Source organism: Paraflavitalea pollutisoli (genome assembly GCF_029360705.1).
In the GTDB taxonomy this organism is placed as follows: domain Bacteria; phylum Bacteroidota; class Bacteroidia; order Chitinophagales; family Chitinophagaceae; genus Paraflavitalea; species Paraflavitalea pollutisoli.
In genome coordinates this window covers 613,820-634,903 of record NZ_JARKMX010000014.1, presented here as the reverse complement: position 1 = coordinate 634,903, position 21,084 = coordinate 613,820, and the positions used below count along the sequence as shown (strand labels likewise).

Annotated in this window: 15 protein-coding genes; 3 read left to right on the top strand and 12 right to left on the bottom strand. The window is 51.4% G+C overall.

Annotated elements, in window-relative coordinates; translation table 11 throughout:
- Positions 1 to 10: 10 nt before the first annotated feature.
- From P2W70_RS33020 to P2W70_RS32990, 7 genes are all read right to left on the bottom strand, one after another.
- Positions 11 to 2,425 carry an ABC transporter permease gene (locus P2W70_RS33020; RefSeq protein ID WP_276485888.1) on the bottom strand — a complete coding sequence of 805 codons (2,415 nt, stop codon included), beginning with the start codon at positions 2,423 to 2,425 and terminating at the stop codon, positions 11 to 13.
- Positions 2,426 to 2,493: 68 nt separating this feature from the next.
- Positions 2,494 to 2,751 carry a hypothetical protein gene (locus P2W70_RS33015; protein ID WP_276485887.1) on the bottom strand — a complete coding sequence of 86 codons (258 nt, stop codon included), beginning with the start codon at positions 2,749 to 2,751 and terminating at the stop codon, positions 2,494 to 2,496.
- Positions 2,744 to 3,148, bottom strand: coding sequence for a hypothetical protein (locus tag P2W70_RS33010; RefSeq protein ID WP_276485886.1), 405 nt, complete (start codon positions 3,146 to 3,148; stop codon positions 2,744 to 2,746). The genes P2W70_RS33015 and P2W70_RS33010 overlap by 8 nt, the downstream gene beginning before the upstream one ends.
- A 26-nt stretch (positions 3,149 to 3,174) precedes the next feature.
- Entirely contained in the window at positions 3,175 to 5,598 is a 2,424-nt protein-coding gene (locus P2W70_RS33005) for an ABC transporter permease (RefSeq protein WP_276485885.1), read from the bottom strand.
- 95 nt (positions 5,599 to 5,693) lie between these two features.
- A complete protein-coding gene (locus tag P2W70_RS33000) occupies positions 5,694 to 6,371 on the bottom strand; it encodes an ABC transporter ATP-binding protein (protein ID WP_275832779.1) in 678 nt (225 codons plus the stop codon).
- 45 nt (positions 6,372 to 6,416) lie between these two features.
- Complete coding sequence (locus tag P2W70_RS32995) at positions 6,417 to 6,635, bottom strand: hypothetical protein (protein ID WP_276485884.1); 219 nt, start codon at positions 6,633 to 6,635, stop codon at positions 6,417 to 6,419.
- 50 nt (positions 6,636 to 6,685) lie between these two features.
- On the bottom strand, positions 6,686 to 7,942 hold the full coding sequence (locus tag P2W70_RS32990) for an efflux RND transporter periplasmic adaptor subunit (RefSeq protein WP_276485883.1): 1,257 nt from the start codon (positions 7,940 to 7,942) through the stop codon (positions 6,686 to 6,688).
- Positions 7,943 to 8,269: 327 nt separating this feature from the next.
- Here P2W70_RS32990 and P2W70_RS32985 point away from each other — a divergent pair, with 327 nt between their 5' ends.
- The gene (locus P2W70_RS32985) at positions 8,270 to 9,634 is read left to right on the top strand and encodes a sigma-54-dependent transcriptional regulator (RefSeq protein WP_276485882.1); all 1,365 of its coding nucleotides are present in this window, start codon (positions 8,270 to 8,272) and stop codon (positions 9,632 to 9,634) included.
- Between the two features lie 90 nt (positions 9,635 to 9,724).
- Complete coding sequence (locus tag P2W70_RS32980; RefSeq protein ID WP_276485881.1) at positions 9,725 to 11,071, top strand: sensor histidine kinase; 1,347 nt, start codon at positions 9,725 to 9,727, stop codon at positions 11,069 to 11,071.
- A gap of 473 nt (positions 11,072 to 11,544) precedes the next feature.
- Here the strand turns inward: P2W70_RS32980 and P2W70_RS32975 are convergent, their stop codons facing one another.
- Entirely contained in the window at positions 11,545 to 13,806 is a 2,262-nt protein-coding gene (locus P2W70_RS32975) for a glycosyl hydrolase family 95 catalytic domain-containing protein (protein WP_276485880.1), read from the bottom strand.
- A gap of 94 nt (positions 13,807 to 13,900) precedes the next feature.
- Here P2W70_RS32975 and P2W70_RS32970 point away from each other — a divergent pair, with 94 nt between their 5' ends.
- Positions 13,901 to 14,791 carry a glutamate--tRNA ligase family protein gene (locus P2W70_RS32970; protein WP_276485879.1) on the top strand — a complete coding sequence of 297 codons (891 nt, stop codon included), beginning with the start codon at positions 13,901 to 13,903 and terminating at the stop codon, positions 14,789 to 14,791.
- A 95-nt stretch (positions 14,792 to 14,886) separates the two neighbouring features.
- Here P2W70_RS32970 and P2W70_RS32965 read toward each other — a convergent pair whose 3' ends face one another.
- From P2W70_RS32965 to P2W70_RS32950, 4 genes are all read right to left on the bottom strand, one after another.
- A complete protein-coding gene (locus P2W70_RS32965; RefSeq protein WP_276485878.1) occupies positions 14,887 to 15,678 on the bottom strand; it encodes a nuclear transport factor 2 family protein in 792 nt (263 codons plus the stop codon).
- Between the two features lie 108 nt (positions 15,679 to 15,786).
- The gene (locus P2W70_RS32960; protein WP_276485877.1) at positions 15,787 to 17,130 is read right to left on the bottom strand and encodes a DUF3526 domain-containing protein; all 1,344 of its coding nucleotides are present in this window, start codon (positions 17,128 to 17,130) and stop codon (positions 15,787 to 15,789) included.
- 2 nt (positions 17,131 to 17,132) lie between these two features.
- A complete protein-coding gene (locus P2W70_RS32955; protein ID WP_276485876.1) occupies positions 17,133 to 18,581 on the bottom strand; it encodes an ABC transporter permease in 1,449 nt (482 codons plus the stop codon).
- 9 nt (positions 18,582 to 18,590) lie between these two features.
- Entirely contained in the window at positions 18,591 to 21,068 is a 2,478-nt protein-coding gene (locus P2W70_RS32950) for a TonB-dependent receptor (RefSeq protein WP_276485875.1), read from the bottom strand.
- Positions 21,069 to 21,084: the final 16 nt, after the last annotated feature.

Genomic DNA, 21,084 nt, shown 5'->3' with positions numbered 1-21,084 from the left:
AGTTCGTGGGTTATTCGCTGCGCAAACTTTTTACCGGGTTCCTGAGGGCAGCTTTTACCGATTGCAGGCTCAGGGTGATAAAGGCGATGACAAGCGCCAGGACACCCGCCAATGCAAAGATCCACCAGGCAATATCGATGCGGTAATAGAATGATTGCAGCCAGTTGTGCATGGCATACCAGGCGATCGGCGACGCGATCACAATGGCGACCAGCACCAGGATCATAAAGTCGCGGGATACCAGGCCGACGATATGCGGTACGCTGGCACCCAGCACCTTGCGGATACCAATCTCCTTGGTGCGTTGCAGGATCGCCAGCAGGGCAATGGCAAACAAGCCCATACAGGAGATCAGGATCGCCAAGACGGCACCGCTGATGAATATTTTGGATAATTTCGTTTCTCCATTGTAAGTACGATCTGTATTCTCATCGAGGAAAGAGGCATTGAAGGTGGCTTTGGGATTTACTTCCTTCCAGGCACCCTTGATCACGTCCATCGAAGCAGGCAGGTTATCCGGTTGTACACGGATAAAGATATACGACATGCCCCAGTTGGGACGGATCGTCAGGGTCAGTGGAGCCAATTCACGGTGCAGGGATTTGAAGTGAAAGTCTTTCACGACGCCGATCACGTTCAACTTACCACCATCGATGTCCAGTACGGCCGTCAAAGGATCTTTTTCACCCAATTGTCGCGCCATGGTCTCATTGATGATCACACCACCGGTATCTGTGCCAAAATTGCGTGAGAAATCACGCCCTTCCAGCAACTGGATATCCATTGTTTTCAGGTAATCATAATCGACCCGCAGCCAGTGCGTTTTGATGCCCTTGTCTTTATAATCGAATCCCATGATCGAGGTAGAGGAAGAGCCATCCCGACCACGTCCCATATTCATGTCTGTACCCGTGACGCTCAGGATACGGGGTTCTTTCGCCAGCCGGTCACGCATCAGGTGCAGGGCCTTCTCTGGGTCCATGGCCGGACCAATGGGCAAGCTGATCACCTGGTGATTGTTATAGCCCAGTGGTTTGGTACGCAGGTAGTTCAGCTGCTGCCATACGATCATGGTGCAGATGATGAGCAGGGACGACAACACAAATTGAACCACCATCAGGGTGTTGCGCACTTTGTGCGATCGGCCCACAGGCAGTTTGCCCTTCACCGACTCTACGGTTTTGAAGGCGGAGATGATCCAGGCTGGATAGCCGCCAGCGATCAGGGTGACGAGAATGAAACCTGCAACGATATACAGCAACATCATCGGCGAGCTGAGCATCTCCATCGACATGCTGCGGTAAAATACTTGTTTGTAGTAAGGCATGATACCCCAGGCAAGCACCACGCCGGCTACGAGGGCCAGCAGACTCACGATCAGTGCTTCTCCCCAGAACTGGGAGATCAGTTGCCAGCGCATAGCGCCCATCACCTTGCGGATGCCGATCTCTTTCGAGCGGGTGAAGGAACGGGCCAGCGATAGGTTCACAAAATTCACACAGGCAATAAACAGGATAAAGCCGCTGATGATCAGCAGCAGATAAGGATAGAAGGCATTGACACCTTCGCCCGAATTACTGATCTCGTTGAAGTGGATCTCACTCATCGGGATCGTGCGCAGGCGAACGAGTTCGCCAGTATTGTCGGGAAGGGCGCCATCGCGTTTCAGCGAGGTGAGTTTCTCTGCATAGTGTTTATGAACGAAGGAATAAGTTTGTTTTTCGAAGGCAGCGGGCTGCACGTTGTCCTGCAGCTGCATAAATACTTCGTGGTTGTCAGAATCCCACACATCGGTCAGATCGCGGTAGCCGCCAAAATGCTCGAAACGTTGGAGAATGTCGAAAGTAAAGCTGCTGTTGTCGGGGAAGTCTTTGACGATGGCAGCAACGGTGAATGACTGCCAGCCGTTGTCTTGCTTCAGTTCGATTGTTTTGCCGATTGGCTCTTCTTCTTTGAAAATGATCCTGGCCACGCGGTCGGTGAGTACCACGTCATTGAGGTTGCCGAGGGGGGCCTTGGTATTACCCTGAACTACCGGGAAAGTGAACATCTGCAGAAAATCGGGGTCTACCGAGCGGATGTTGAAATTCACTTCCTTGTTGTTGTAGCGGGCAGTACTATAGGGACTGCTTCCGTAGCGGGTAATATGCTTTATTTCCGGGTAATCGGCCTTGAGGGCAGGGGCCAGGGGAACCGGCATAGAGGAACTCTCTTCCTGTCTGTTGGCATGCTGCTCCTGGAAATAGAATTGGTAAAGATGGTTTTTGTTTTCGTGAAACTGGTCGTACGACAATTCGTGGTACGCAGTGGCCGAGAGCAACAAAGCTGCGGCAAAGGCGATGGCCATACCAAATACTACGATCGTGGCAAATACCTTGTGTTTCCAGAGGTTGCGCCAGGCGATCTTCATGTAATTGCTAAACATACTAATTTAGATTGGTTGGGTAATGAACAATGGGTAGGGTGGTATGGCCAGCATAGGTGGATGGAAGCTTAGTTGTCGGGCAAAGCCTTGAGCGAGTCAAGCAATTGCTTACCCAGGGCATCCCTTTCTTCTTTGGGGAGACCGGCTACATTGATCTCCCGTTTATAGTCTTTACGTACCTGGCCATCGACCTTAACGTATACGGCCACCTTCAGGATGTCCTTGTCATACGTAATGGAGTTTTTGACGACGGTGTCGCGGTCGCAGGCTGTTGCTAGGACGAGCAGGGCAATCGCTACGAGCGTAAGGTGACGGTGGTTACGCATATTGTTGCAGGTTGATAGCGTTAGCAGGAATAGGTTGGGCGGCAGCATACCGCCTTTGTTTGGGTGCCTTGGGCGCTTCCGGAGCCTTGGGGGCCTCCGGCGACTTAGGTGGTTCCGGCGCTTTAGGAGCAGCAGGCGGTGTCTGGTTGGGTACACCCAGCGAATCCATGATCCTGCTCACGAGTGCTTCTTTGTCGCTCTTGCTCAGGTTACGGATATCGAATGTGTTTTCATAATGCTGGGTTTTCTCGCCCTTTGCTTTGAAAGATACTTTCATGTCCAGCGTTTTGCCATCATCGCTGATGCTTTTGCTGATACTGGTGTATTCTTTTTTCTCCTGGGCCATGGCGCCTGAAGCAAGCGCGGCGAGTAACAGGAGGAGACTATACTTTTTCATATACTTCGGTTGATGAATGAGGTAAATTATTCGCTTCTTAAACTTTTAACAGGGTTGGCAGTAGCCGCTTTGATCGCCTGGAAACTAATGGTGCCCAGGGCAATGATCACCGCGATGATGCCGGCTCCTAAAAAGATCCACCAGGGTATCGTGCTGCGGTACGCAAAATCCTCCAGCCAGTTGTTCATCGCGTACCAGGCGATGGGGAAGGAGATGACCGTGGCAATAGCTACCAGTTTCAGAAAGTCTTTCGACAGCAGGGTCACGATACTTGGTACGGAAGCGCCTATCACTTTCCGTATACCGATCTCTTTGATGCGCTGGTTGATCGCAAAGGCCGACAGCCCGAATAAGCCCAGGCAGGCGATCACGATAGCGATGCTCGCAAAGATGGTGAACAGGGTGCCCTGCTGTTGCTCGGCCCGGTACAGGTCGGCAAAGCGGTCATCCAGGAAGGTGTAGCTGAAGGGGGCTTCCGGCAGAAACTGTTTCCAGGTTTGTTCAATGTGCGCGAGTGCCGCCGGCATATTGCTACCAGATACTTTGATCGAGAGCCGGTTGTAGCGATCGCTTTCCGGCATCAGCAATACCAGCGGTATGATACTTTGGTGCAGGGACTCGAAATGGAAGTCATTGATCACGCCGATGATCTTGCCCTTACGATTGCCGTAGCTGAAATTCTTACCCACGGCTGCTTCATTGGAAGCCAGGCCCATCGCTTTCACCGCCGCTTCATTGACGATAAAGCCGGCAGTATCCAAACCATAATCGCGGGAAAAAGAGCGTCCGGCAACAGTCTTAACGCCATAAGTGCCAATAAAGTCCTGGTCGGCTACCAGGTATTTGATGTCGGCAGTGACGGGGGCCAATGAGTCGCCCCTTTCAATGGAGGCGCCATTGGCATCCAGCAGGCGGCCGGTGGGGATGCGTGAAGAACGACCAATGCTTTTGATCTGTGTATTGGACAGCATGGCGCCACGGAAGGCATCATACCTCGGACTGAGGTCGCCGTCATAACCCATCGTCACAATATGTTCACGGTCGAAACCCAGTGATTTCTCCTGCATGTATTGCAACTGGCGGTACACGACTGCCGTGGCGATGATCAGCATGATCGAAACCGCAAACTGCGTAGTGACGAGTACCTGGCGAAAAGAGATGTTGGCGCCGCCAGTCTTCATGAATCCTTTCAGCACTTTGATAGGGCGGAAGGAAGACATGAACAGGGCGGGATAGATACCGGCGACCAGGCCTACGACAAATGGTGCGAGGAGGATGGGGACCAATACTTCCCAGCGCAGCAGGGCAGTAATGCTGAGTGTTTGTCCCGATACCTTATTCAGGAAAGGCATCAGCTGCCAGCTGAGGACAAAGGCCAGGATCATAGCCAGCCAGGTGATCAGCGTGGATTCGCTGAGGAACTGGAAAATAAGTTCTTTGCGTTCTGCACCCACTACCTTACGAATACCAATCTCCCGGGCACGCAGTACCGAACGGGCAGTGGCCAGGTTCATATAGTTGATGCAGGCAATGAGCAGGATAAACAACGCAATAGCAGAGAAGATATATACACGACGGATATCACCGTTTTCCCGGATCTCCGAGTCGAGGTGGGAGTGGAGATGTATGTCCGTGAGCTTTTGTAATGACAATTGCGTCCATTTGGACGCTTTAACGGCCGAGCCTTGTGTAAGGTGCCGGTCTATAAAGGCCGGGAACTGGGCTTCGAGTTTTGCGGGATCCGATCCGGCTGGCAAACGTATATACGTGTAGAAAGCGTTATTGCCCCAGTTGGTACGCAGGTTCTCTTCACCGTAAATGGTAGAGTCGCGGAGCGTATTGAAGGACACCATCAGGTTGGGGCGCAGGTGCATATTGGTCGGGAAAGCCTTATATACGCCCGTCACCTTGAATGCTTTGGCTTCGTTGTTAACCTTCACCATTTTGTTGATGGGGTCGCTGTTACCAAAGTACTTGTTGGCCACTTCTTCCGAAAGCATCACCGTATACGGTTCATTGAGGGCAGTTTTCCGATCGCCTTTGGTAACGTCTACGGCGAAGAAATCGAAGAACTGTTCGTCGGAGAAGTAAACATCGTTTTCGCTAAACAGTTTGTCTTCATAACGCAACGTGAGGTTGCCGGTGGGCAGTACACGGGTAATACCTTCTATCTGTTTGAAGTCATTGGTAAGATAGGGGGCAAAGGGAGGAGCTACCGCACCCAGGTTAAGGTTGGTAGCGCCGGTCTCGGCATTGCGGAAAAGACGGGTAACCCGGTAGGTCTGGTCGGCCCGGGGATGTTGCTTATCGAAACTGGTCTCGTGCAGGATATACACGAAGATGAGCAGACAGCAGGTAAAACCTACGGTTAGGCCAAAAAGATTCGTGAAGAAGATAAACCGATACTTCAGCAAGCTGCGAAAGGCTATCTTCAGGTAGTTGTAGATCATGACTATACGCTTTTTTAGCGGTGTATGGGATAACTTCGGCTACGGGCGTAGGGGACGGCATGAGCCGCAACCACTACACCCGTGGCACGAACAACTTAAACCATGATGTTTTCCAACACGGCTTGTCCGTCCAGCATCCGGATGATGCGGTGGCTGTAACGGGCATCGTGTTCGGAGTGCGTTACCATGACGATGGTAGTTCCTTGTTCGTTGAGGTCAGTGAGCAGGGTCATTACCTCGTTACCATTGGAAGAGTCGAGGTTACCGGTGGGCTCATCCGCCAGGATCAGCTTGGGGTTGTTGACCACGGCACGGGCAACAGCCACACGCTGCTGCTGACCACCAGACAATTGTTGCGGGTAGTGGTTGCGGCGGTGCATGATCTGCATCTTGTCGAGGGCTTCTTCCACACGTTTTTTACGGTCGGCCGATTTAACGCCGGTATAAATGAGAGGCAGTTCCACATTTTCGAACACCGTCAGTTCGTCGATGAGGTTAAAGCTCTGAAATACGAAACCAATATTGTGTTTGCGCAGGTCTGCACGTTTGCGCTCATTGAAGTGTGCGATCTCCTGGCCATTGAACACAAAGCTGCCGGCATCGGGATCGTCCAACAGGCCGAGGATATTCAACAGGGTCGACTTGCCACAGCCGGAAGGTCCCATCACGGCTACGAACTCACCCTCTTTTACTTCAATGGATAATTTGTTCAGCGCCACAGTTTCAACTTCTTCTGTACGGTAGACTTTCTCGAGGTCTGTGATTTTGATCATGTTATTTGTTTTATTTGTTATCCCGGCCGCCCGGCGACTGTTAGGTTAGTTGGAGAAAACGACGTTCAATCCTGGCAGGTATCCGGTGGCTTCTACGACGGCATTGGCCTCCGTATTGACCTTCGGCGTTCCTGGCTCTGCCATCAGGGTGGCGGCATCCTGGGTGCGTTTGATCGCATCGCAGGTGGTCGCATTCCTGTTGGACGAGGCGCCCATGGTGCCGCAAAGCAGCAGTAAGAGGGCATAGGTGAACTTGCTTTTCATGACGTATAAATGTTGATGAATGTTACAGGTTGTCCGGTATTATGAGCCGGTTATTCTTTTTTGAGTACCAATTCCTGCATATCCCCATAGTTCTCGTAGCTGGAGGTAACGACTTTGTCACCAGGTTTCAATCCTTCCAGTACTTCGTAATAGTCTGGACTTTGACGGCCCAGGCTGATGTTGACCTTATATGCCGTGCTACCATTTTCACTCACCTTGAAGATCCAGTTGCCACCGGTTTGCTGGTAAAAACCACCTTTGGCCAGGAGCACAGCCTGCGTTTCGTCACTGAGCGCCAGGCGGATCTGTAAGGTTTGACCACGACGGATGCCCTTGGGGACGTCGTCTACAAACTGCATATCTACCTGGAACCTGCCGGCGGTGATCTGCGAGTATACTTTGGTGATCCGGAGTTTGTAGCTCTTGCCGGCGAAATCGAAAGTACCGGTCAGGTCGTTGTAAATGCGGGAGAGATAATGCTCGTCGATGTCGGCTCTTACTTTGAAGCCGCTGAGTACGTCGATCTGTCCGAGGCGTTCGCCTTTGTTCTTATTCTGACCCAATTCCGCATCGAGTGAGGTCAATTGACCATCCACCGGAGAGCGTACGATCAGGTCGCCAACCTTTTTACGGGTCAGGTCGAGGGCGTTTTGAGAACCAACATAGAGCTGGCGGGCCTGCGTGATCTGCTGATTGGTAGATACAGAGTCCTGTTTGAGGATCTCGGCCGTCAGCTTTTTCTTTTGCAGGTTGTAGTTGTACGTATTTTCAGACTGACGGAATTCCTGTTCGCCAATCACTTTCTGGGCATACAGCTTCTTGTTGAGGTTGTAGATACGCTCAGCTTCTTTGAGCGAGTTTTCTACATCGGTCATCTGGTTCAGCTTGGTGACCGTGTTTTGTTGGGCATTGTTGCTCGCGATCTGCATCTGCGTCAGCAGGTTGTACACCGAGGTTTCCTGGTTGACGAGGTTCAGTGCCAGGTCAGGGTTGGAGAGGCGGAGGATCGGTTGGCCTTTTTTCATGACGGTCCCGTCTTCCACGAACTTTTCTTCCACCCGGCCACCTTCCTGGGCATCGAGGTAAATGGTGGTGATCGGTAATACGACGCCGTTGATAGGAATAGTTTCCTGGAATGCATTTTTCTTGACCTCACTGATGGTAATACGTTCCGTGTCGACATTCAGGCGTTTTTTACCCGAGGTGAAATAAATGCTGGCGCCGATCAGGCCGGCAAGGGCTACAATACCTCCGATCGTTAAGACTTTTTTGCTCGACCACTTCTTTTTGGCAATGACTCTGTCCACGGTATATGCTTTTAGAATTTAGTTTTTTTAAAAAAGTCATCCGGCTGGCTGATGGCCGGATGACCACAATAACAATCACATGAGAAATACCTAATTGTCCTACTAAGAAAGCAACGCCGTGCCAGAATGCAAGTGTTATGATAGCCAGTTACTTAGGCGCAGCTTCTCTACGAATCTGTTCGTTACCGCTACAACCACTGTCCGCTTTCGATACAGTTGGCCTGAAAGGCTGTTTTTGCGTAAAAAATTGTTTGCCATGCCTTTGTAATTATGGTATAATTGTAGTTGCGTTATGTTGCATCCAACTCAATATATATTTTCCCCATTATGTTACTAAAGAATGCCAGTGTTTTAATCATTGATGATGATACCGATGTGTTGACGGCCGTACGCCTCCTGCTCAAGACCGAAGCCAAAGAGGTGGTTACGGAAAAGAACCCCGAAAACCTGCGTTGGCTGCTATCCAAGCAGACTTTCGATGTGATCCTGCTCGACATGAATTTCACCAGTTCGATCAATACGGGCAACGAGGGCATATTTTGGCTCAGCAAAGTGAAGAAAGAGTTCAAGTCGGAGGCAGCGGTAATCATGATCACAGCCTATGGCGATATTGACCTGGCGGTGCGCAGCCTGAAAGAAGGGGCGGCCGATTTTGTGGTAAAACCCTGGCACAACGAAAAACTGATCACGACCATCAAGGACGCACTGAAGCGTACAACGTCGGGCAAGGCAGCTGCCGGGCCGGCCCTGTCCAATGACTCGATCATCGGCAAGGAATTGCTGGGCGAGTCGGAGATCATGCGCGATATCTTCTATAAGATCGAGAAGATCGCTCCCACGGATGCGAATATCTTGATACTTGGTGAAAACGGTACCGGTAAGGACCTGATCGCCAAAGCCATTCACCAGCATTCGCTACGGGCAGATAAGGCCTATGTCAAGGTCGATGTCGGCGCGCTGACCGAGAGCCTGTTTGAAAGTGAGCTCTTTGGCCACAAGAAAGGGGCTTTCACCGACGCGCGCGAAGACCGCGTTGGGCGCTTTGAAGGCGCCAATGGAGGCACACTGTTCCTTGATGAAATTGGCAATATCTCGCTGCACCAGCAGGCCAAATTATTGAGTGTGTTACAGAATCGGCAGGTAACACGCCTGGGTACCAACGACCCGCTGCCCATCAATATCCGCCTCATCTGCGCCACCAATGTGCCGTTGCCCGAATTGGCCAACGAGAGCAAGTTCCGCAAAGACCTGATCTATCGCATCAATACCGTAGAGATCATGGTGCCACCCTTGCGCAAGCGCGATAATGACATCATTTTGCTGGCCAAACATTTCAGTAAGATCTATAGCAACAAATACCTCAAGCCGGTACTGGAGTTCGACACCCGCGCAATGGAGAAATTACTGACCTACCATTACCCCGGCAATATTCGTGAATTGCAATACACCATCGAGCGGGCCGTGATCATGGCCGATGGCAATGTGCTGCAGGCCAGCGACCTGATCTTCTCACCCATCGAATCGACGGTGGTCGTGGATTCGGAACCTGACGAACTGAAACTGAGTTCGGTGGAAAAGAATACCATTTTGCGCGTGATCGAAAAGCACAATGGGAATATCACCAAGGCCGCTAAGGAGCTGGGCCTTACCCGGACTGCTTTGTACAGAAGACTGAGTAAATACGATATTTAGACGGCCGGCCGGTACACCACCCCCAACAGACTGGTGCCTGCCATTCAGAAGCCCCGGTAACGAGGCAAACCTTAGTGAAACGGAACTATTATGATGGATTTTCGGAATATAGAATGGCGCATCCTGAGCCGCATTTTCCTGTTGCTGGTAACATTGACGGCCACCGCCTTCCTGATCGTGCACCAGTATTTTATCTACCTGGTGATCATGTTGCCGGTGATCGCTTACCAGATGGTGGACCTGTACCGTTTTCAGCGGAAGGCGCACGATGAATTGAATGCGTTTGTGGAGTCGGTACATTACCGGGATTTCTCCCGGTATTTCGATGTGAAACATGCCCCGGTAGAACTTCAACCGTTGCGCAAGGGATTCAACGAGATCAATTCTACGTTCAAGGTGATCAGCAAGGAGAAAGAAACGCAATACCAGTATTTGCAAAAGATACTTGAACTGATCGATACCGGCATACTGATGTTCAAAGAGGAGGGAGGAGATGTAGTGTGGATGAATGAGGCATTGAAGCGTATGTTGCAATTGCCTTACCTGAAAACGATCCATTCGTTGTCCAAGCGCGATGGCGATCTGTACCGGCAGGTACTCATCCTGAAGCCCGGCGACAGCAAGATCGCAACGGCGCACCCGGAAAAGAATGCCGTGAAAGTACTGTTGTCAGCGACTGCTTTCCAGACGGAAGGTGTTGTATACAAACTGGTGGCCTTTCAAAACGTAAACGAAGCATTGGACGAAACGGAGTCGAAAGCCTGGCAGAAACTGTTGAGTGTAATGACCCATGAGATCATGAATTCCATTGCACCCATTTCTTCACTGGCAGCCACGTTGAAGTTGCGTTTGCAGGAGTCGATGGGTTCGCTCGATAACAAAGGCGGCCAGCTCGATGACCTGGAGCTGGGCATCGATACGATCAAGCGGCGCAGTGAAGGGTTGTTGAAATTTGCCGAGACTTACCGTAACCTCAACAAGATCACACAACCCAACCTGAAGAAGGTATATGTGCGCGACCTGTTCGAGAACCTGCACCAATTGATGGAACCGACGCTGGATGCCAAGAACATCGAGATGGAGATCATCCTCAAAGATCCCGACCTGATGCTGGAAGCCGATACGAGCTTGGTGGAGCAGGTGCTGATCAATCTCGTGGTGAATGCCATGGAGGCGGTGAAGGACCAGGCAGAGCCACGGATCGTATTGTCGGGTTATCTGGCATCCAATCGCCGGGTGGTCGTCAAGGTGGCTGACAATGGTATCGGTATGCCGGAAGAGTTGTTGGATAAAATATTCATACCCTTCTTCAGCACGAAGAAAAGTGGAAGTGGTATTGGCCTCAGTTTGTGTAAGCAGATCATGATGCTGCACCGGGGGCAGATCAACGTCAACTCCGTGGAGGGCGAGGGTACGGCTTTCAGTTTGCAGTTTTAATTGCGCCGGTTTTTCGCCAGAAAACCTGGCGTATAAAAAAAGATTTATAAAAAAGGGGCTTTTTGAGCCCTTTTTTTGTTGAAATTCCGCCATCGATTTTAAGGCGTTTTAAGCGCCCGGAACTGGCTTTTGGGTCTTACTCTTGCTTGATGGGTTTTGGGGCCATGTAGGAGTTTTTAAATGCGTTTAGCAAGCGTGTGCATAGGGTGGATGTTCATTAGCTGCTGGTTTCTCGCCACATTGCCTGGATATTGTCTGCACATGGTCTGCACCCCTTCTGGATATGCTCTGCTTACCAGAGAGGATTCAGAGGATGTGTAGAGGATGTGTAGAGTGGGAACAGACAGTTCTCCGACCATGTGGCTGGAGAATGATACTGAATGGTTGATTGTTATTGGTTTATGGGTGTTATTGGTGGTTGATCGGTGGTGGAAGTGGAATGCGCCTGTTTTGCCAGGTTTTGTGGCGCGGATCTACCGCCCGATAAACGTCACGCTTTCTCCAGCGCTCATCAGAAACGTGAGAATGCCATCTTTGGATTCAATAGGTTTCGTACGGTCGGAGCATTGGTAATGCGTGAAGGGCAGTTTGACGCGAACTAGCCCGCCTTTCTCCGCTTTGATCTCGACCGTGGTACTCAGTCCTTCCACCTTGGTGGCCGATATCAGCAATCCGCCAGCTGCCCGCAGACTGCTGAATGATACATCATCCCAACTTTTCGGCACGGCCGGAAATACTTCTACATACCCCTGCCGGCTTTGCAGCAACAGTTCATGCACGCCTTGCGCAAAAGCAAAATTGCCTTCGAGTGTAAAAGGGCGGTAGGTGAAGCCGGAGTACTGGCCGCCTTTCTGGTCGCCATTCAGATGAAAGCTATTGGGCGAACAGAAGTTGGAGGCAAAGATCTGCAACTGGCGTAGCGCACTGTCGGCCTGGTAAGTGCGGGCATACAGACAGGCCATCCACGCAAAAGAATAACCGCACCAGGCGCGGGTACCCATTTTTTCGATGCGCCGGAGCGAGTTTTCGATGATCGGTTTATCAGCAGGCCGGTTGATGTCGAGCAGGGCCAGGGGATAGATTGACATATACTGAGAGAAATGCCGGTGCGATTCGTTCAGGTTCTGACCCGGCGCGACCGTAAAACCCGTTTCATTCACTTCATACGCGGGTAATTGATCCAAGACGGCTTTCCAATGCTTGGCTTCCGATTTCTTACCCGCTGCATCGCTCACTTCCGCTGCTGCGGCAAAGAGAAATTTGGCCAGGGATAAATCGAAATTGCTCCATTCCAGGAACCACGCACTGATGTCATTGTTGTTGTATTCCGGACTGCTACTCAAAGGCAATTTGCGTACGCCATTTTTAAGCCGGGTAATCCGTTCGAGGTAGGTAGCCGCTTCGTGCAGGTAGGGATACGCTCGCTCCTTCAGAAACAGTTTGTCCATCGAATACTTCCATTGCCAATAGAAATGCTGTGCGCACCAGGCACCCACAGTAGGGGATAAGGAATATTGGATCCAGCCACCCATCGGGTCGCCACTCAAAGTAGCCACGCCGGGTACATTGAGACCTTTTACGCCGAAATAGTGTTTGGTGTATTGCTGGTTCTTCGGCTTGATCTTCCACAACCAATCGGTAAAGGTGGCTGCTTCAGCCAGCCGGTTACCGGTATAAGCAGGCCAGTAACTTAATTGTGTATTGAGGTCGTTGTGGAAATCTCCTTTCCAGGGCGGCAGGCTACCATTGTCGGCGGTCCATACGGCTTGTAAGGTGATGGCTGGTGCTCCGGCGCGGGCAACGCTGCCCAATTTATAGAGCTCGAGATAGTATTGCTTCTCAAGGGCGGCATCCGGCAGGCTCACCGATGATTGTGCCCAGTACTGTTGCCACCAGGTGATATGGGTTGGCCAGCCGGTTGGTTCAGCGCTGGTAGAGTCGATCTTAGGCAGGCTGGCTGCTTTGTCGTTGGATACCGTCCAGCTGCCGATCAGTTTGTTATTGGGCATTTTCGTCCACTGCACCAATACTTCGTAAAAGTGTTCGTCATAGGTAGGCTGACGATAGCGGATACTGTTAGTTGTTTGGGTAACAGTTCCTTTTTGGTATCCCAGTTTTTCCAGGCCCTGGCCCGCATGACTGTTATCGCTGCCGTTGGTTTTGCCATTGTTGTAATTGTGCACGATCAGTTTGGGCAACAGATCAGCGAACTTACCAGCTGATAGATTTTCAAATCCGAAATAGCCAACGGGATCTGTGGCGTGGATATAGCAGTTGAATACGACGCCATTGGCGAATTTCAACGTGTTGAGTGCAGTTTGTATATCGAGCGTATTGGATACTACCTTACCCAGGGATGCTATGTCAAATTCCATGGCCGCGGCGGGTAGTTTGGTAGGATAGGGGACATTGTCGTAGGGATAGTCACCCAGTTGTTGTACGGGTTTGTAATCTTTTTTCAACACCTGTTGCTCTACCCAGGCAAAATTAAACTTCGAAATATCCATCGCCTTTCTTTCATCCCAGAGATCAGCGCGATCGAGCGAAAGACGTAGTTTGGATTGCTTCTGCCAGATGAGTGCACCCAGCATGCCATTTCCAAGAGGCATGGCTTCATCCCAGCGGTTGGCGAGCTGGTTGAATGATAAATTGTGTTTGCCGGATGGCTGCGCAAATGCGGATACAACCGGCAAAAAGATCATGGACAGCAAGCAACCAAGCGGAATTCTTCTCATGACTGACAGTGGTGGAATGAATAATTGAACAAATATTCATTAAACTTGCCAGAATATTGAAACCATTCTCCTAATTGTTCAACCGTTTGCACTGATGCTACAAAATCCGTCTTTTAAGAAAACAAGGATCGCACCCACTCCCAGCGGCTACCTGCACCTGGGCAACGCACTGTCTTTTGCGCTGACGGCTGCTATGGCCCGCCGGGCGGGCGCCAGCATCCTGCTGCGTATCGACGACCTCGACCGGCAGCGGGTGCAGCCGGCATTTGTACAGGATATATTCGATACGCTGAATTTCCTCGAAATTCCGTGGGATGAAGGCCCAAGGGATGCAGCCCAGTTTGAAAAAGAATATTCGCAGGTGCACCGCATGCCGCAATATGCAGCAGCGCTGATGCGACTGGAGGATAAGAACGCGGTGTTCGCCTGCAATTGTTCGCGCAGCCAGGTAGCAGCGGAGGGTGGTGAAGCCTACCTGGGTACCTGTTTGCTGAAATCCATTCCGTTGGAGACGCCTGAGGTGAATTGGCGTGTATATACGAGCGCTGACCGGCCATTGCGGATGAAGAAATGGCCCTACAACAGTGTGGAGGCGCGTTTACCGGCCACCATGCAGTATTTCGTGGTGCGCAAAAAGGATGGTTATCCATCCTATCAACTGGCTTCGGTGGTAGATGATCACCACTATGGTGTTGACCTGGTGGTGCGTGGCGAAGATCTCTATGACTCAACGCTGGCACAACTTTACCTCGCGACGCTCTTACAGGATCAACCTTTTTTAAATACTACTTTTTACCATCACCCACTGTTGAAAAAAGAGGGCGAAATGAAGCTTTCCAAGTCTGCTTCAGATACCTCCATTCAATACTGGCGCAAGGAAGGAAAAACAGCAGCCGATGTCTATACCATGATCGCTGGAATGCTCGGTCATAAAGAGCCCGTCAGTGATTGGGAAGATCTGGGTGCTTTGTTGTTGCCGGGATGAGTCGCGAAGCAGGGTATTTTATCACCTTGGCATACGATCATAAAAAGGCAAAAGACAATCGCCTTTTGCTTTTTTACTTTTTGAAAAGATTTACCTTACTCCACCTTCTTCAACTCCTCTGTCACAGTCCCTTTTTCCAGCACCTTCAAGCTTGTAACCTTCCCGGCACTGTTTTTTACAAACGAGAACTTCAACGGACGTTCGGAAGAAAAGAACTCAGTCTCTGAGGACGCTTGTACGACCAATGAATGGTTGCCCGCTTTAATGAGCAGTCCGTCATTGGCAACGGCTACCGTTACATTGTCGTTCTCCGGACCGCTGTAACGACCAGTATATTGTTGCAATGTAGCAGCGGGCAACTTGATCGCGCCACCCGTTTCCGGCTCTGCGGCATGGTGGTTATAGCTCAGTATGCGCACCATTACCCACCGGCCGTTTTCTTTCAGCCACAAATGGTTGAAATGGGCCCGGCCGTCGCGGAACTCCGGTTTTCCCTTTTCCGTTACATAGAAATAGTGTTCACCTTGCAGGATGGCGCCATACAACTCGCCATTATTGGCCAGCGGAAAAAACTGGACCGTGCCCGGTACCGCCACCCGGCGCAAATGCCAGTCGGGATTGCTGCACAGGTTTTTCTTCAGGCTCAACTGCAAAGCCGCCTTGCCTTTTGTAAGGCCGCCTTTGTCGTGAAAGAACTCCAGGTTATCGGCGATAAAGCGACCGGTAAGGGAAGTGTCGCAGGTATTGTAGCCCGCCCAAAAAAGGCTGTCACCTTGCAGGATGATGGCTTTCAGCTCGTCGACGTTGCTTTGTGCGGCTTCTGGAGAAGTGATGCCCAGTACGCTTGAAAGGGCGATGGCGATGCGGATACAAATCTTGTTTTGCATGACTCGATGGCTTTTTACTACACTATCAGTAATGATTGAAATGCCTGCAGCCGGAGGCTTGTCAGGGTGAACGAAGTTGGAAGACCCTAAAAGTAATCATTTCAGGCATTATTGAAACTGTTTTCTGCCATTGAACGTACTAAGCAATGACAAAAGGACCACACTCAGTACCAGTGGCAAGGTCAGGCGTAGCCAGTCTACGTATTGCGGCGCTGTAAAACGCGTTACCTGTATCGCTTTCCAGTCTTCACTGCTCACGGCACGACCTTCGAAGATCGCTGGATAATAATGCAGGCGATTGGCTTCATGGAATATTGCCGCCCGGTCAAGGTACTGCAGGTAATTGCCAAGCCCAGCCTGTGCCAGGCCATTCAACTGCCATTGTACATGCAGGGATGGGATGAACCAGGCGATGGCCTGGCCTGCTTGCTCCCGGCTGTGCAGCTTTTTCCGTAGTAGGTCCGAACTGGCCTTCGCCTCATCATCACCCATCTGCTGTGCGGCAAAATACCACAACCAGCCACGATCTTTGGGCACGCCATAATGTGCAAATTGCGGGTAATGTTTATAAAATGGTTTCATAGCCAGCACCTGATCCTGGTCCCATTTATCGTGGTAACCACGCCGTTGCTCCACCGCTGTTTCCAATGCTTCTGGCGTAGGGTAGCGGTTGATCAGGAAATTGTTGATCATAGCTGGTGATACCATGGTCAGCAGCACCCAGAGGGCCAGCAAACTGATCGCATTCACCGGTGAACTTTTCTGCCAGGACAATATCCACCAGCTTGCCGACAGCCAGAAAAGCAGGTAAAGGATGCCCACTGTCACAACAGCCAGCAGCCCCCTGTCCAGGGGCAATCCCAGTATCGGGATGGCCAGCGCCACCAGCACGATAAACAGGGCCAGCAGTACTGCGCCCCGCAAGGCAAATAATTGCAGGATCAGTTTGCCCGGCTTGCCTGCCTGCAGCGACAGCAATGACCAGGTGCCTTGCTCCTTTTCGCCCGACAGTGTATTATAGGTGAAGGCAATGATCATCAACGGAAACAGGTAGATCAGTACAAAACTGAAGTCGAGGTTGCCCAGCAAAAGGTTGGTGGGGTTGTACAGGTCGGTATCGTATTGCTGCGCCTCGAGATTACGGATGTTCAGACTTTTGACGGAAGGGGTTACATCCCGTTGACCGATCGAGAGCCCGTTCAATGGATGCGTTTCGTTCACCAGCGAGAAACGGAGATAATATAGCAGCAAACCGATCTCTTTGTCGTGAAAGGCAACATTACGCTGAACGTGTTCCTGCTGCCAGGCCTGTACATCACGCAGGTGCTGATGTTGCCTGTCAAGAAACTGCCGACCAATCAATAAGCTAATGACGCCAGTCAGCAGCAGGAAAACAATACCCAGCAATACACTGCGCGAACGGATAAAATTCTTGAAAGCAAGTAAGAGCATATTTAAATGGCTTTTAATTTTCGGGAAGCAATACGTACCATCCATACCAGTAAGATGATCCACCCGGAGATGGCTATCAATGACAAGCTTTCTTGTGCGAGGGCAGCCCCCAGTGCTACCGGCTGGTAGCTGAACTCCGGCAAAGAAGCCCAGTGACTCCGGGAGATCATCGCAGGTGGTTCTCCCGGTTGGGGTTTGTAATTGCTGATGTACTGCATCTGCAGCGCATTCATCTTTTGAGCAAGGTCGTACCGGTAAGTTTCTGCCTGTTGTTGAAAGTTGATGTAAGAATGATAGTCGGTCCCGGTTACCGCCATCGAACTGTACTTGACCGCCATGAACGGATTCACAAAGGCCGCATAATGGGCCAGCCGGTTTTGTTGCGCATAGGTATGCAGCAACCGTTCCATGTGCTGGTTGTACAGTTTTGCACTGATCTTCTCGCCTTCCGCCATGATAAACCCGCTGTAGTTGAAGGGTAACTGCTGTACGGAATCGACACCGTGTGCTTGCAACACAGAATCTTTGATGGCCTTGTAGTGTACATCGTTGGGGTTGTGGCTATCGCCTTCTTTCAAAATATCCTTCTCCACCGCCGCATGAAAGGCAGTAGTGGAAGGAGCGGGGTGCCACCAGCTGCCGGCCGATTGCGTAGCCCGCGGCAATACTGTTGTAAACAACAACCAGATGCCAATGAGCTTCACCAGGGCTGCCCGCGCCGTTTGGCTCCAGGCCGACACCAGCACCGCAATCAGGCTATAGATCACGAAGTACAGGAAGTAGATACCGGTGATGCCCAGCAGCCGGATCACCTCGTCGGCGGTAATGTTAAACTGAATAAGGAACAACCAAAGTCCGATCGATACCATCATCACCGGCAGGTACAGCACCAGCACCACACCCAGGATACCCAGGGTTTTACCGGCGATCAGTTCCCGCCAGTTCACCCCCTGGCTGAACAATACTTTCAGGGTGCCATTTTCCCGCTCGGTGGCAATGGCATTGAACCCCAGAAAGCAGATCAGCAGCGGCACCAGCACCTGTAAGATCATGGCGATGCTGAGTTCGCCAAAGCGCAAAAGGCCGGTAGAGAACCCTGCTTCTGAAAAGTTGGTCGCATTCTGTTTATGGGCTTCCAGGAAGATGGTGCTGCCCATGAAATTCTCCATGCCAAAATCGAAAAAGCTGAGCGATGGCCGCGGACGAAACGCAAAATGTCCGTAGTGCGCCATGCGATGCGGATGTTTGTCGGGATTGCTGAGCCAGTCGTGCCGGGCCTGCTCCTGCGAATCATGCCGCATGGACACCTGGTCCTCTACATTGAGCCAACCCGTTACGGCGGCGTAGAGTAACAACACACCAATGATAATGGTCAACACGAATACGCCTTTGTTGGCAAAGGCGTTTTGCCGGAGTTGCCGGGCTATTAACCGGATAATAGGGATACGCATACAGGTACTTTAAAATTTATAAGTAGCGGTCAACAAAAGATTGCGGGGCGCACCGGGAAACAGCCGCAGGTAATTCTGCGCACCGACCCAATAGGCCTCGTCAAGCACATTGTTGATATTGATCGACAGCTGCATATTGCTGTTATTGGGCGTATAGTACACCGCCGCATCGAGCAGGGTATAGGCAGGTACGGTAAATGTTCTTGCATACAATGGCAGTTTATCGCCGCTGTATTGAATGCCGATACCAATACCCAGGTCACGCAGGATCTTACCGTTTTCAAAATTATACCGCGTCCACAGGCTACCGCTATGCACCGGTGTGTTTTGCTTGCGGGCACCGATCAGCGCAGGATTGCGGTCGTTGCGGATCGTGGCATCGATATAACTGTAAGCTACATTGAGTTGCCAGTTGGGTCGAATGAAGCCGGCAAGGTCCATTTCAAACCCGCGGCTTCTCTCTGCCCCGCGTGCCACCAGCAGATCGGGCTGCGTGGGATCATCGGCATTCATCAACAGGTTACGTTGGTTGATCTCGAAAATGGCAGCATTCACCTGGATATTCCTGAAGATGGTTGCCTTTACGCCCACTTCCTTCAGGTCGCTGAGGATGGGGTCAAACGAGCTGCCGGCCGGTGCCGCTACGGGCGCCAGCGTTGCCGTATTGGCCTGTGGCTGGAAGCCCTCGAGGTAAGTAGCATACGCATTGACCGAAGGTGTTACGGCATACGTAACGCCGATGCGGGGCACCGCGCGAAACTGTTTGGTGGTAAGGTTATTGTTGGCTTTGTAGTTGGTGATGTCGGTAAACCAATCTGCGCGAAGGCTCAACAGCACGATCAGCTTTTTCCAGGTCAGCTGCTCCTGTACATACAGCGCATCCGACTGCACAAGGGCGGCCGGCAACGCCGATTTGGTGAATACATAATCATTGACGTAGCGCAGGGTGTACAATGGATCGGCCAGGTTGAAGTGATCTACATTCGGGCGCGGGTATTGAACACCGTTCTGCGTCACCAATTGGTACTGGTCTTTATTGGCCGGGTTGTAGGTATTGATGGTCTTGCCATTGGTCAGCAGGTAACCACGTGCTGCATTTTGTCCGCCACCTTTCAGCTTGTGGGTACGGATCAGGTCATAACCGATCAGCAGTTGATGGGCGATCTTGTCCGTGTTGCCCTGAATGGTGAAATAGCTGTTGAGGTTATCTGTATTCCAGTTCTGCTGCCTTTGTACCATTTGCATGGCTGCAAGGGTAGGGATGGGGTCGTTGTTGACATCTACCGCAAAGGCATTGGTGGTCCGGTGCTCCTGCAGGTCTTCCATCCAGGTCTGTTTCATATATACCGTATTGAAACTGATGTGTTGGTTGAACTTGTGCGCGAAATTACCCATGAATACGACATCCTTCGACCGGAAATAATCATTGGGGGCTCCCATGTTGAAACTGTTGGGTGTACTGTTGAGGTCTGTCTTACCGTCAACCGCACCAAAGATGGCCTGCCCCCGATCGAGGCGTGTATTCATGTAATTGTAGATGAGCTCTATGTTGACCGATGTTTGTGGGTTGGGAATGTAAGAGAACGACGGCGACAACAAGAGCGCTTTCTGGTACTGCAGGTCGCGATAGCTCTTGGCATCTTGCCAGGCCGCATTGATGCGGTACAGCAAGGTCTTTTCTTTATTGAGTGGTCCGGTAAAATCGAGTGCACCACGCAGTTGGCTAAAGCTGCCCACACTCAGGCTGATCTCTTTCCTGGCTACCGTCAATGGTTTCTTGGTCACCAGGTTGATGCTGCCACCCGGATCAACGCTGGAAAAGGTGGCACTGGCCGGCCCTTTGATGATCTCCACACGTTCGATGTTCGCAGTCAGTGGCTGCGAGAAATAATACTGCCTGGTGCGCATGCCATTGATGATGGTGCCTTCTTCATTTTGACTAATACCCCGAATGGTAAACTGGTTGTAATAACTGGTGGCTGTCACACTGCTGGCTGTCTTCAAGGCATCGGCCAGCTGAAAGGCCTGCCGGTCACTGATGAGCTCTTTGGTGACGGTGGTGATGTTTTGCGGAATATTCCGGTTGGCCATCGCCATCCGCGTAGCGGAAAAGGAATAGTTGCTGGTGTACCCGGTGTTGCTGCGGCCAATGACTTCCACCGTCTGCAGGTCCTGCGACTGACGCGTAAGCGTGATGACCACAGCGGTTGTTGGCTGTGTGCTGTGTACCACGAATGGTTGCTGGTGCGTGGTATAGCCTACCGCGCTCACGGTGAGCTGGTAGGCGCCGGGCAATACAGAGAGCAGCGTAAAAGCACCGGCTGATTGGCTGGTAGCTGATCGGCTCAGCTGCTGGCCCTGCAAATGGATAGTGGCTCCTTCCAGTGGTTCGCCCTGTTGGTTGACAACCTGGCCCGAGACCGCTACCTGGGCAACAACAGGAAGTGTGAAGAGCGAATAAAGCAAAAGGATCGATAATGATTTCATGTAGCGAGTGTGGGTG

What these genes read in the sequence shown, in the direction of transcription:
- P2W70_RS32955 (WP_276485876.1), bottom strand. Translation starts at nt 18,581, where the DNA reads ATGCGTATCCCTATTATCCGGTTAATAGCCCGGCAACTCCGGCAAAAC.
- P2W70_RS33005 (WP_276485885.1), bottom strand. Translation starts at nt 5,598, where the DNA reads ATGATCTACAACTACCTGAAGATAGCCTTTCGCAGCTTGCTGAAGTAT.
- P2W70_RS33015 (WP_276485887.1), bottom strand. Translation starts at nt 2,751, where the DNA reads ATGCGTAACCACCGTCACCTTACGCTCGTAGCGATTGCCCTGCTCGTC.
- P2W70_RS32995 (WP_276485884.1), bottom strand. Translation starts at nt 6,635, where the DNA reads ATGAAAAGCAAGTTCACCTATGCCCTCTTACTGCTGCTTTGCGGCACC.
- P2W70_RS32970 (WP_276485879.1), top strand. Translation starts at nt 13,901, where the DNA reads ATGCTACAAAATCCGTCTTTTAAGAAAACAAGGATCGCACCCACTCCC.
- P2W70_RS32960 (WP_276485877.1), bottom strand. Translation starts at nt 17,130, where the DNA reads ATGCTCTTACTTGCTTTCAAGAATTTTATCCGTTCGCGCAGTGTATTG.
- P2W70_RS32965 (WP_276485878.1), bottom strand. Translation starts at nt 15,678, where the DNA reads ATGCAAAACAAGATTTGTATCCGCATCGCCATCGCCCTTTCAAGCGTA.
- P2W70_RS33020 (WP_276485888.1), bottom strand. Translation starts at nt 2,425, where the DNA reads ATGTTTAGCAATTACATGAAGATCGCCTGGCGCAACCTCTGGAAACAC.
- P2W70_RS32985 (WP_276485882.1), top strand. Translation starts at nt 8,270, where the DNA reads ATGTTACTAAAGAATGCCAGTGTTTTAATCATTGATGATGATACCGAT.
- P2W70_RS32975 (WP_276485880.1), bottom strand. Translation starts at nt 13,806, where the DNA reads ATGAGAAGAATTCCGCTTGGTTGCTTGCTGTCCATGATCTTTTTGCCG.
- P2W70_RS33010 (WP_276485886.1), bottom strand. Translation starts at nt 3,148, where the DNA reads ATGAAAAAGTATAGTCTCCTCCTGTTACTCGCCGCGCTTGCTTCAGGC.
- P2W70_RS32980 (WP_276485881.1), top strand. Translation starts at nt 9,725, where the DNA reads ATGATGGATTTTCGGAATATAGAATGGCGCATCCTGAGCCGCATTTTC.
- P2W70_RS32950 (WP_276485875.1), bottom strand. Translation starts at nt 21,068, where the DNA reads ATGAAATCATTATCGATCCTTTTGCTTTATTCGCTCTTCACACTTCCT.
- P2W70_RS33000 (WP_275832779.1), bottom strand. Translation starts at nt 6,371, where the DNA reads ATGATCAAAATCACAGACCTCGAGAAAGTCTACCGTACAGAAGAAGTT.